We start from the raw sequence: 12129 nt of genomic DNA, 5'->3' as shown, positions 1-12129 counted from the left end.
GGGCCGCGCCCGTCGCCGCCCACATTTTCCACTGAATTTTGCGGCGAACCGGCCGTTAACCGACACAGGCGGCCACTCGGGCCAGGGGGAAGACGCAACGCCATGTTTCCATTGATCGGCCTAGTCGTACTGCTGGCGATGGTGTTCGGCGGCTTCACGATCACCGGCGGCGCCTTGGGCCCGGTGATGGAGGCCATTCCGCACGAAATGCTCATCATCGGCGGCGCCGCGCTGGGCGCGCTCATCATCGGCAATTCGATGCACGAGCTGAAGGCGCTGGGCGGCGGCGTGGCCAAGGTATTCAAGGGGCCGAAGTACAAGAAGCAGGACTATCTCGACACGATCTTCCTGGTCTCCAAGCTGATGAAGATGCTGCGCACCGAGGGGCCGATCGCGCTGGAGCCGCATGTCGAGGACCCCAAGTCGAGCGCCATCTTCGCCGAATATCCCCGCCTGCTCGCCGATCACACGCTCATCAGCCTGATTACCGACACGCTGCGGCTGGTCGTCGTCTCGTCGGGCACGCTCGACGTCCACGCAGTCGAGGACGTGATGGACAACGCCATCAAGACGCATCACCACGAAGTGCAGGGGCCGCAGACCACGCTCCAATCGCTGGGCGACGCACTGCCCGCACTCGGCATCGTCGCGGCGGTGCTGGGCGTGGTGAAGACGATGGGCTCGATCGACAAACCGCCCGCGATTCTGGGCGCGATGATCGGTTCGGCGCTGGTCGGGACCTTCATGGGCGTGCTGCTGGCCTATGGCATCGTCGCGCCGCTGGCCGGGCGGCTGCAACAGGTGATCGACGCGGACTCCGCGATCTATCAGGTGGTGAAGCAGATCATCATCGCCTCGCTCCACGGCCATCCCCAGCCGCTGGTGATCGAAGCCGCGCGCTCGGGCATCGCGCATGCGAACCAGCCGGGCTTCGGCGAAGTGTTCGACGGACTGCGCGGACGCTGACGCCATGGCCGCCGCCCGCGCTCCCCACGGATCGAACCAGCCACCCAAGATCATCGTCAAGAAGGTCTATGTCGAGGGGCATGGCGGCCATCATGGCGGCGCGTGGAAAGTCGCCTATGCCGATTTCGTCACGGCGATGATGGCGTTCTTCCTGTTGATGTGGCTGCTCGGCGCGACCAACGAGAAGCAGCGCAAGGCGCTGGCCGATTATTTCGCGCCGACCCTGGTCGAGCTGAAGCAGAACAGCGCCGGTTCCAACGGGATGTTCGGCGGCGATGCGATCAACAGCCAGGACAATTATCCCAACAAGGCGTCGCAGACCGGCACCAAGTCGCTGACCGTCCCGGTCGGCGGGGCGGGCGGCAAGGACGTGGGCACCGGGCAGAAGGGCACGCTGAAGGACCAGCGCGCGATTACGGCGCAGGACCAGAAGAACTTTGCCGAGACCGCCAAGCGCATCCAGTCGCGGATGCGCGCTACCCCGGCACTGGCCAAGCTGGCCAAGCATATCCGCTTCGTGCCGACGCGCGACGGGATGCGGATCGACCTGCTCGACGATGCCAATTATTCGATGTTCGACCTGGGCACGACCGCACTGGTGCCAGAGGCGAGCGCGCTGATCGGCACGATCGCCGAATCGATCGCGGGCATGGAAAACCCGATCATGATTCGCGGCCATACCGACAGCCTGGGCTATGGCGACCCGCGTAACATGAACAACTGGATGCTCTCCAGCGGCCGAGCCGAGGCGACGCGGCGGCGGCTGGCCTCAGGCGGCGTGGGCGAGGCCCGTTTCGAGCGGATCGAGGGCGTGGCGGACCGCGAGCCGCTGATCGCCGACAACCGGATGGACGCGCGCAACCGCCGCGTGGCAATCACGCTGCTGTACCGCCGGATCATGGACCAGGACGAAGGCGCACGGTTCGGCGCGGGTTCGCGGAGCGCCCGGCCCTAGCGAAGCCCCCTGCCAAGGCAGGGGCGGAGCGGTGGCCCGGCCAGCAGGCCGGCCGGGCCGAACCCGCCGATCAGTAGCGGAAGCGGAAGCCCACCGACACCGTGCTCTCTTCGTAGCGGACGCCGCGCGGGAACGTGACTTCACCGGCGTTGTTGCGGTTCGACACCAGCCGCGACGTCAGCGGCTGGCCCAGTGCGTTGGTCCAGTCGGCGAACACCGTGAAATTGTGGATGACGTCATAGCTGCCCGAAAAGTCGAGCCGGCTGATCGGATCGATGAACTCGCGGTACAGATCGTCCCCGCGCGTCTGGCGCGAAGCGAGGAAGGCGCTCCGTCGATTGTACGAGGCGCGCAGCGAGAGCCCCGCATTCTCATAGATCGCCGCCACGTTGTACGTCCATTTCGAGACCCCGACGATCGTGTCGCGTTCATAGACATTGGCGGTGTTGGTCGCCTGGTCGGTCTTGGCGTCCAGATAGGTGACGTTGGCCTGGATGCCGAACGACTTGGCCCAGCCGGGCAGCCCGAGCACGTCGAAAAAGGTCTGGAACTGCGCCTCGGCGCCGTCGATGCGGCCCGCGCCGGAATTGACGTTGCCGTTGACCAGCACCGGGCCGAGCTGCGGATCGGTGTAGCGCACCTGGCTCGGCTGGATGAACCCGCGCAGGTCACGACGGAACACGGCGGCGGACGCGAAGCTGGTCGGCGCGAAATAATATTCGAGCGACGCATCGTAGTTGTTCGATTCGAACGGGTTCAGATACGGGTTGCCGCCATTGCCCACCGTCCGGCACGTGTCGGATTCGGGGCTTGCGCCCACCGGACAGACCGCCGGCGGACCGAAGTTGGCGGAGGGGTTGAGCTGGCCGAAGGTCGGCCGGGTCCGGGTCTTGGTGGCGGACAGGCGCAGGTTGAGCTGGTCGGAGAGATGCACGCGCGCACTCGCGTTGGGCAGCCAGTCCCAATAGCTTCGCGTAACTTCCACCGGCGTCCGCACGCCCGCGACGGTCGAGGTGCCGGCGATGTCGAGGTCGGTGCGCGTCACGCGCATCCCGATCACGCCGTCGATCCGGAACCCGTCGGCGCTGCCGATCTCGTAGCGGAGCTGGCCATAGCCGGCCCAGGTCTTTTCATTGGCGTCATAGCCCTGCAGCGGATCGGCGGCGACGGTGCCGGTCGATGCGTTGCCCGGCTGGCCGGGGGCGTTGGCGATGCTGAATTCCCGCAGCTTGCCCAGATTGTCGCGCACGCTCTGATACGTGGGCGAGAACCATGTGGTCGGCACTGCGGCATCGGTGCCGCGGAAGCCCGGCGTGAACAGCTGGTAGTCGAGCGGCGCCTGCGTCACCGGCACCGCCGAATAATCGGCCGCGCCGATGAAGTTCCAGTACCGGTTGCCGAATTCGCGATGCGCCTTGCGATCGGTGAAGCGGAATCCCGCCTCGACCTTTTTGAGCACCTCGACGCCGGTGTCATAGGACACGTCGAAGCCCAGGAATTCGACGGCGACCCGTCGCTGATCGTTCGCGAATATGATCCCTTCGCGCGCTGATTGCGCGCGGGGAGCGCGGCGCGTCGCGCCGATTAGCAAAGTCTTTGCTGCTAACAGCCTATGCCGATGCAATGTCGGCGGAGGGGCAAAAGCTATATCCGGGGGAGGCGGCGAGCCCGGCCGAAGTGCTCGCGCTCGCCCATGAATATCGGCGCGCCGCCGAGGCCTTGCTGCCGATCGGGCGTCGCCGCTCGCCGCTGTCGCGCGCGCCGTACCGCTTGATCGCCATTCACGCGATCGAGCGGTACCTGAACGCCTATTTGCTCACGGCGGGACATTCTCCGATTGAAGTCCGGCGCCTCCAGCATGACAGCGGCTCGCGCACGCAACGCGCGGTGGACATGAAGCTGGTGCTGAAGAAGCGCACGCTGGCGCACCTGAACCGGCTGTCGGAACGCCGCGAATACCTCACCACCCGCTACGACTGCGCCCCGACGGAAACATCGGAGCTCAACCGGCTTGGTGCATCGCTGGCGGAGGTGGCGGAGAAAGTCTCGGCGATCGTCGGTGCGCCGCGGGCAGATTCCGCATAGCGCCCCTGCGAACGGCGGCGCGCCATCTCCGGCTGAAGACCCTGGCCGCGAGGTCATGCTGAAGCGCGCAGCCGGACAATCGGAGACCCTGGTCGCACGTGGCGTCGTCGTCGGGATGCGCGGATGGCGTGGGTTGCCGGGTCAGCTGACGTTCCGGATCGTGCCGCATCCGCGGGCGTGCCTGCGGGTCATGCCGCCGCCGTCTGGGCGGCGCGCCGGGATCCCCAATTCCTCGAAGTCGGGCGGCGCCACATGCGCTATCCCGCCTTCCTGCGCGCGTGAGCCGGCCATAATGTTCCTTCGCGAATATCGTGCGCGCGGCACGACGCTCTCCGATTTCCTGCCCTGGGCGGCGCTGATCGCGCCGGGCGTGGTCCTCAACAAGGACGGCTCGTTCCAGCGGACCGCCGCGATTCGAGGTCCCGACCTGGATTCCGCGACACCTGCGGAGCTGGTTGCGACCGCCGGGCGCCTCCACGACGCCGAACTGGCCGCCATCGATCCGGAAAACCACGACGATGGTCATGAGGGTTCGCGCAAGACTCCAGGCGTTCTTCTGAGCGAGGCTGAGCGGCATTTCGAAGCTCCTGTCCGGGAGCGGGGACCGCCCCCCGCTCGACAGGCGCCCGAAGTGTCCGGCGCACGGCCGCAATCACCGCGAAGACGCAGGCGAAGCGGCCGCATGCAAGGCATAGCGGACCCTTTACGGGTTGATGGCGTCAGGCCGTGGGCCGGACCAAGGAAGTGCCTCAAAGAGCGGGGGCGGTCGTCGCGGCAGGTGGGCCGGACAATATCTACGGGCCTTGAGTGATGACCGCACAAGGCGCTACGTTCCACTTATGTCCTCGTCGCGCCAAGAAGATACCGACGATATTGCAGGCGATGGGGCGCGGCAGGCGATCCACGCGCTCCGAGGCTATGCGTATCAGCTGTATACGAGCGCGATCGCATGGCTCGACCTTCGCGGCGACGAGGAGCTCCATCTCGAAGTTGCCGAAGATTATGCCGTCGCCACCAAGTCGGCGCTCAGCGCCGTCCAGGTCAGGGATACGCCCGGATCAGGTTCGATAACGCTGGGGACGAGAGCAGCCGCGCAGTTCCTCGACAGTTTCGTCGAACTTACCCAGGGCAATCCGGCGCGCACCGTCACCTGCCGCTACCTGACCACGGCACCGATCGGGCGGGAGCAGGATACGGCCCTGCGGGCGAGTGCCGAGGGGTCGCTGGCCTATTGGCGCAGCGCCGCCGCCGGTGGCGATGTAGCCCCGCTCCGCCTCGCACTTTCCCATGCGGCGCTTGCTCCCGAGACCCAGGCCTTCCTTGCGGCGCGTGACGACAGTCAGCTGCGCGCAGAGGTGCTTCGGCGCATTCAATGGGATTGTGGCGCCCGTGACCTGAGTGGAATTCGCGAGGAGCTTGAGCAGCTCCTGATCCCGTGCGCCTGGGTCCAGGCACGAATTCCTCCTGCCGAAGCCCGGCTATTGGCCGGCCCGGTCATGGAGAAGCTCCTAGTTACCTGCACCCAGAAGGGGCATCGCCGGCTCAGCCGGGCTGATCTCCTGACATTGATCGACAGCCACTCGCGACTATCGGTCAGCCGCGCGGATGCCGAACGACTGATGGCGCAGGGTGCCGGTCCATTTGCCAGCGTGCGACGGCTGGTGCCGGAAGAGCAATTGGGCATGCCGCAATTGCTCGCGACCCGCGAGGCATTCACGCAGACGCTCGCCACAACACTCGGCGAACATGGCGTCGCGCTGGTGCTGGGCGGATCGGGAAGGGGAAAGACAATCGCCGCCAGGCTGGCCGGGCGAGCGACCCAGCGCCGCTGGGCGATCCTCGACCTACGCGATCTCGCCGCAACCGCCGCCGCGGCCCGGCTGCGCGAAGCGCTCGGCGAGATCGGCGAACCAGGCCTTGGCGGCGTCCTGATCGACGACATTAATCAGCTCGACGATCCCGGTGCCGCCCGAGCGTTCGCGCAATTGCTTCACGCCCTGCGCCGCCGCGATCTGCTCGCCTGCGCCACATTGTACACGCGCCCAGGCGTACGAGCGCTGGGCGAGCTCGGCATTCGGCTGGAGGCTCTTATTGAGGTGCCCGATCTGGCACTCGACGAAGTCAAGGCCATGGTCGAAGCGGCCGGCGGCGACCCTCAGGTCTGGGCGGCTCCGATCCATCGACGGGCTGACGAAGGGCATCCGCAGCTCGTTCAGGCCAGTATCGTCGGCTTGTCCTCGCGGGGCTGGCCGCCGGCGGACCTGTCAGCACTCGCGCCAGCCGGCGGCGGACTTCAGGATGTCGCCGAGGAACGCATCGCGACGCGGGCGTGCCTCATTGGCTCCGTGCCGGAGGCGTCGCGTGCGCTGCTCTATCGGCTCAGTCTGGCGATTGGACGTTTCGACCGGCGCACCGCGCTCGCCCTTAGCGAGTTGGAGCCGGCCATCGCCAGTCCGGGCGAAGCGCTGGACCCGCTGATCGGGCCGTGGATCGATGCCGCTGGTCAGGGCGAGTATCGCGTGTCGCCGCTGCTCTACCGGGCGGGCGAAGACATGCTCGGGGATCCCGCGACGCGCGCGGTTCACAAGGCCTTCTCTGAAGCAATCATGGCGCCCGACCTGATCGACCCCGACCAAGTAAGCGCCGCTTATGTCCATGGCATCGCGGGGCGGGCGGACGAGGCGCTGACCAAACTTGCTTTGGGCCTCATCACCGCAAGCACCGAGACGCAGCTCAGGGTATCGCGCTACATGACGTCGCTGCGCCTTACCCAGACCAAGCGCCCGATCATACCGGACAATATGCAGGTCTCGGGCCTGCTGCGGCTCGCTCAGCTCATCGTATGTCTGCACACGGCCAGCGAGGAAGAAATCTCCAAGGTCTGGCGCGTGCTCTGGAGCGAGAAGGACGAGGTCACTCTCAACGGCAATGCGGCGCGCTTCGAGGCGATGATCCTCACCAAGCTTCTCGTCTCGGATCGGGCGTGCCGCGCCATTCCGGACTGGCTCGACCTGATTCTGCGCCTAGACGCGCTGGGTCGTGAGGACGCCAAGGTTGCGGATCTCATTCGCGAGATCGAAACGCCAAGGAGACTGAAATCGGCGCCGACCGTGACCGGCATGTTGTTCATGGCACAGGCCGGGAGATTGCCAAGCGTCACCGCGCTGGTCGCGGTGTTCGAGCGCCTCGACAAGCTCGATGAAGTCACACGGGGGCGGTTGCTCGCCGAGTATTCGCAGATCCCGAGCGAGTTCGCGATTCTCATCAACAATGCCTGGCTCAACGATCACCGCGCCGGGACGATCGATGCGAGCGCGGCCGCGAAGGGCTTCCGGGAAATCGCCACGCTCGCCGAGCGCTGGAACTATGGGACGCTTGCGGCTCGGGCCGAGATTGCGGTCGCCATCATGCAGGATGAGTATGGTGGGGACAGCCAGGCAGCGCTCGACACCCTGGCGCAGGGTCAGGCCAGGCTTGGGCATGCCGATCATTTCGGGCGATCGGTGGCGAAGGTCTTGTATCGCAAGAACGACTATGCTGGCGCGCTCGCCCAAATCGAGGCCCTGGACCCGGATTTCGCCAAGGCCGACCACATCGAACGCTCGTACCTGTTAAGGGAGGCCGGTATATGCGCCGCGCATCTCAGATGCTTCGAGGATGCTCGGAGCTGGTTTGATCGGGCACGGGTCGCGGCCGCGCTTGTGCCTAGCAACATGATGCTTCCGATGGCGATCGGCCTACGAGCGGATGCGGCATACGCATCCTATCGCGATGGTGACCGACAACGCGCGTTCGAGGAGCTTGCGGTCACGCTGCGTGAGCTCGAAAAGCTGATGCCTTTGGCATCGCTGCGAGCGACCCACTGCTACAAAGTCGTCGGGCACATGATCTTGTCGATCAACAATGATGCGAGCCACGATTTCGGGGACAAAGTCGAAGGCCTCGATCTGCTTCCGCCGGGAAGCTGCAGCAATCCGGAGCCCAATGAAGGCATCAAGGATCTTCCGCAGGCGCCTTTGGATTCACTCTGGTACCTCTTGGCGGACGCCGCGGCTCGATTCCACATCGATGCCGGTATCGCCAAGACTCTGCAGGACAGGGTTGGTGATTTGCCGCTGATCACGATGGAGATGCGCCTGCGCGACGGGCATGTCAGCGCAGCCATCGAAGGCCAGGACGACGCAGCTCTAATCCCGGCGCTCGAGCGCTGGGTTGATCTGCGAGTCTATTTGCCGGACCGGTTTGCGGCAATTCGAGCGGCCGGCTTGGAAGCGCCACTTCGCGAGCCGATCCCGGCGGCTACGCCCCAGCAGCTTGCTTCAGAGCTGGCGCGCGACGCGACCGAGGACGTGCTGTTCGTCCACAGCGTCGTACGCGTGTTGGGCGGCAACCATGGACCGCTCGGCGACTTTGTTGCGACGTGCCGTGCGCAGCTCCCGGCCGGGTTTCCGGGCGGGGATTTCCTCGACGCCCTCTGCAATCCGAGAGCACCCGATATCGACACGCGCCTGATCTGCGCGCGAATAATCGGGGAGATCGCGCAAGGTACGCGGTTCGGCGCTCAGGACCTGCTCAACGCCACCGTTCGTCTCGTCGAGAAGGCTGGCCGACTGCCATCCTTCCAGCGCGAGGCTGCTTTCCCGATCGATCGCTGGATCGCGACCGAGTGGGACCAGATGATCGCCACCCAACGCTTCGCGCTTCTCACTCCTTCTCTCACGATCCCACCCATCGAACGCGCTTTGGCCCGTTCGCCCGGTCTGGCGCGGGCCGCAGCAATCGTGCTCGCGGCCGAGCCTGCGATCGGCAATCTCCTTTCGCCCGACTTCCGGGCCTACTTCGCTGAGCTTGCGCAATAGTGAGCGAGGAAGCGGAAGGAGCCGACCGCCGCGATAGATTCAATCGTCATCACGTTCAGCAATTGCCGCCGCGATATCCGAGAGCAGCACGGACCGCGGCTCACGTGCAGGAAGCTGTGGCAACACAAACGACGGGTGCGAAAGGAACTCCCGATCGGACGCCCGCATCAGCGCAGCGGTGATCCGTGCGGCAAGCGCCTGGTCGGCAGGGAGATGCCGGGGCACGATGCGCTTCGTCTCTTCGCGATTGGGCAATGTGACAAAGCAGGCTGTTGGCGAAAGTGGTGCGATAAGCCGCAACCCATCCCGGCCTGGTGCACGGACACCAAATGTATCGGGCAGCACGAAAACTGGTTGGGCAGACTTCACCAACGCCCATCGGCTCTCCATCACAGGGGTCGCCAGCAGGCGGTAGAGGTCGTTGTTCTGGAACATCGCCTCGTAAGACCGCTCAAGTGTCCATTCGCCCTCGCTCGGATCGAGACTCTCCAGGACCGGAGCAAGATGCTCATTGTGCGCCTCGATGAAGGCCGGATTGCGCAACAGCTGGATGATGAGAAAGCCGACGAACGCCTCGCGCTGGGGACCATTAAGCGGCCTGGTGTCCAGCAGCATCTCTACGGGTTTCTTCGCATCGCCCTCGAGGAGTCCGAAATACGCTTCGAGGCGATCGCTATAGAGATTGTGGCGATATCCCCATTCACCGAACCCGCGCCGGGCAGAAGTCCAGCCATCCCCATCGCGCCGCCAACGAAGCACCTTGCCCTCGACAGCCCAGAGGTCGCGGATGCGCCAGTCAGCACCTTCGATACGGCGCTGCGCGACATAGCCGGACGGACCGGTTTGAAAGGAAGCGGCTCGGCGACAGGAGGACGCGCCGAAGGCGTCCCGCCAACGACGGGCGTGCGCGCCATCGCTAGCGCGGATCGACATTCAACGTAACCAGATCATGGCGGCGGCGAGGTGGATAAAGCCGGCGAAGTGGATAGAGCGACGATCATAGCGTGTGGCAAAGCGCCGGAAATGCTTGAGGCGACCAAAGCATCGTTCGATGCGGTTGCGCTGTTTATAGGCGACCGCGTCATGGGGGATTGGGAGCTTTCGGCAGCGGTTTGAGGGGATGACGGCCTCGGCGCGCATCTCTGCGATGATCGCGCGTAAGGCATTGCTGTCATAGGCTTTGTCGGCAAGCACGGCATTGCCGCTCTGCCCCTGAAGCAGAGCCGGGGCCTGGGTGATGTCGCCGGTTTGGCTAGGCGTGAGGATGAAGCGCAGCGGGCGACCGAGCGCGTCGGCCAGCATGTGGACCTTGGTCGTCAGTCCGCCTCGGGAACGCCCCAGCGCCTGGTCGCCCGCCCCCCTTTTCCGGTCGCCGCCTGCTGGTGGGCGCGGACGATTGTGCTGTCGATCATCAGATATTGATTGTCCCGGTCGGCGGTCAACGCATCGAATACCCGTTCCCAAACGCCGGCATGGCACCACCGGCTGAAGCGGCGATGGACGCTCTTCCACTTCCCATAGCGCTCCGGCAGATCGCACCAATGCGCTCCAGAGCGCAGCACCCACAAACATCCGTTTACGAACAATCGGTTATCGGCACCCGAGCGCCCCGGATCCGCCACCTTGCCAGGTAACAGCGATGCTATCCGTTGCCACTGCGCATCGCTCAGTTCGTACCGCTTGACCGCCATCAGTTGCTCCGCGTCTCAACACGGATGCCTATGAATCAGCGATCAGCCCATTTGGGAATCCCGAATGTCGATCCCCGCTAGAGCCCGGTAGCTGCTCGAAGCTCGTCGAGCCGCTCGAGGCAGACATTCTCGACGATATCGCGCAACCGCTTAACGGAACCGGCGAGCGCGTCGAGATCATCAACGCCAATCTCATAGCTCGGCGAGTAGCGCGCCTCGACATAGGCGCGCTTGAGCAATTCGAAGCGACGGCGATCTACCCGGCTGGTTCGGGGCCAGGCATCAATTAGCCTCGGCTCTTTATCTTCCGCCAAGGAGCGGAGGAATTTGATGTTGTGCGATCGCGGAAAATAGAGCGTCCGAACTAGGTCCTGTTGACAAAGTTAGGCAGCCACCGGCGGATGGCGGCGAGATTGAGGAAACTGGCGAACGACAGTGCGGTCTTGTCGTACCGGGTGGCAATACGGCGTTGATGCTTGAGGTGCCCGAACATGCGCTCGATGCGGTTCCGGTCTCGGTATCGACGGAAGTCGCAGGCGATGGGTTCGCGCCGGTTGGCCTTTGGCGGGATGATCGGCAGGATACCGCGGATCAATAGGTTCGCCCGGACCGCATCGCCGTCATAGCCTTTGTCGGCCAGCAGCGCCTTGGGCTTGTTGACCGGCAGCGCCATGAGGTCATCGACAGTGCCGTAATCCGACGCTTCGCCGCCGGTCAGGACGAAGCCGAGAGGGCGACCCTGATTGTCACAGCGGGCGTGGACTTTGCACGTAAAGCCGCCGCGTGATCGACCAAAAGCCTCCTTATGAGTCCCCCTTTAGCGCCCGCTGCCGAAATATGGCCGCGAACCGTGGTGCTGTCGATCATGTGCTGCCAGTCGTCGGTCAGCCCGAACTCGACCAGCGTGGCCAGCATCGCATCCCAGACGCCTTGTTCCGCCCAACGCCGGAACCGCACATAGACCGAGTTCCACTTGCCGTAGCGCTCGTGCATGTCCCGCCAGGGGCAACCGACCCGCAGCACATGCAGCATGCCGTTCAGAAATCGCCGGTTGTCATGGGCGGGGCGCGCCTTTCGGCCGCGCTCGGATGGCAGTAGACCTTCGAGCACCGCCCATTCCTCGTCCGTCAGATCGCCACGCGCCATTGCCGCTCCTCGCAAAGAGCAGCCTTGAATCAGAGATCAGCCCGCTTGGGAATCAACTTTGTCAACACCGCCTAGGAGGAAGCATATATACAGGCGCTCGGTTGCCTGGTGCAGCTGAAAGGCGGCGTTGTTTCGCCGATTCCGCTTTTGATTGAATTCAAAGTTTTCATAGAACTCATCGGCACTCGGCAACCAATGGTCGAAATAGCCCTGTGCCATCTGATAAGCGTCCACCGGCGTCAGCGGCTGCGGCGCGGCGAGCGCGTGCTGGGGTAGCTCGTAGAGCACGACTCCGTCCCGCACGATATCGACCCAGAAATACTCGCCGCGCTGGAGCGCGTGGTTCACCTCGTTGAGGGTATGGACGATGATGTTGACCGGGCGTTGGACGGCGGGATCGTGGAGGATCCACCCGAACCTCGCGGGT

General features: G+C 64.7%; 8 protein-coding genes and 4 pseudogenes. 6 read left to right on the top strand and 6 right to left on the bottom strand.

What is annotated here, in order from left to right; all coding sequences use genetic code 11:
• Nucleotides 1-102 precede the first annotated feature (102 nt).
• Both motA and ACG3SL_RS19790 read left to right on the top strand, forming a co-directional pair.
• Nucleotides 103-966: a flagellar motor stator protein MotA gene (gene motA / locus ACG3SL_RS19795; protein WP_448662856.1), complete on the top strand. Its 864-nt coding sequence runs from the start codon at nt 103-105 to the stop codon at nt 964-966.
• Between the two features lie 4 nt (nt 967-970).
• Nucleotides 971-1921: a flagellar motor protein MotB gene (locus tag ACG3SL_RS19790; RefSeq protein WP_448662855.1), complete on the top strand. Its 951-nt coding sequence runs from the start codon at nt 971-973 to the stop codon at nt 1919-1921.
• A 70-nt stretch (nt 1922-1991) separates the two neighbouring features.
• On the opposite strand, the gene ACG3SL_RS19785 is transcribed toward ACG3SL_RS19790, so the two are convergent.
• Nucleotides 1992-3512, bottom strand: a complete 1521-nt coding sequence (locus ACG3SL_RS19785; RefSeq protein ID WP_448662854.1) for a TonB-dependent receptor domain-containing protein — start codon at nt 3510-3512, stop codon at nt 1992-1994.
• A 5-nt stretch (nt 3513-3517) separates the two neighbouring features.
• Between ACG3SL_RS19785 and ACG3SL_RS19780 the strand changes: the two genes are divergently transcribed.
• From ACG3SL_RS19780 to ACG3SL_RS19765, 4 genes and pseudogenes are all read left to right on the top strand, one after another.
• A complete protein-coding gene (locus ACG3SL_RS19780; protein ID WP_448662853.1) occupies nt 3518-4006 on the top strand; it encodes a hypothetical protein in 489 nt (162 codons plus the stop codon).
• A 186-nt stretch (nt 4007-4192) separates the two neighbouring features.
• Nucleotides 4193-4288: pseudogene (locus tag ACG3SL_RS19775) on the top strand (VirB3 family type IV secretion system protein); the annotation flags it as partial.
• Nucleotides 4289-4295: 7 nt separating this feature from the next.
• Nucleotides 4296-4490, top strand: a pseudogene (locus ACG3SL_RS19770) (hypothetical protein); the annotation flags it as partial.
• Between the two features lie 355 nt (nt 4491-4845).
• Complete coding sequence (locus ACG3SL_RS19765) at nt 4846-8865, top strand: hypothetical protein (RefSeq protein WP_448662852.1); 4020 nt, start codon at nt 4846-4848, stop codon at nt 8863-8865.
• A 39-nt stretch (nt 8866-8904) separates the two neighbouring features.
• Here ACG3SL_RS19765 and ACG3SL_RS19760 read toward each other — a convergent pair whose 3' ends face one another.
• The 5 genes and pseudogenes from ACG3SL_RS19760 to ACG3SL_RS19740 form a co-directional block, all read right to left on the bottom strand.
• The gene (locus ACG3SL_RS19760; protein ID WP_448662851.1) at nt 8905-9798 is read right to left on the bottom strand and encodes a DUF4238 domain-containing protein; all 894 of its coding nucleotides are present in this window, start codon (nt 9796-9798) and stop codon (nt 8905-8907) included.
• Nucleotides 9799-10556: pseudogene (locus ACG3SL_RS19755) on the bottom strand (IS5 family transposase).
• A gap of 77 nt (nt 10557-10633) precedes the next feature.
• Nucleotides 10634-10870: a hypothetical protein gene (locus tag ACG3SL_RS19750; RefSeq protein WP_448662850.1), complete on the bottom strand. Its 237-nt coding sequence runs from the start codon at nt 10868-10870 to the stop codon at nt 10634-10636.
• A gap of 50 nt (nt 10871-10920) precedes the next feature.
• A pseudogene (locus tag ACG3SL_RS19745) lies at nt 10921-11702 on the bottom strand (IS5 family transposase).
• A gap of 36 nt (nt 11703-11738) precedes the next feature.
• Complete coding sequence (locus tag ACG3SL_RS19740) at nt 11739-12050, bottom strand: hypothetical protein (RefSeq protein WP_448662849.1); 312 nt, start codon at nt 12048-12050, stop codon at nt 11739-11741.
• Nucleotides 12051-12129 lie beyond the last annotated feature (79 nt).

It is taken from the genome of Sphingomonas degradans (assembly GCF_053502645.1).
The sequence above is the reverse complement of the archived record's forward strand: the minus strand, read 5'-3'. Positions and strand labels throughout refer to the sequence as shown.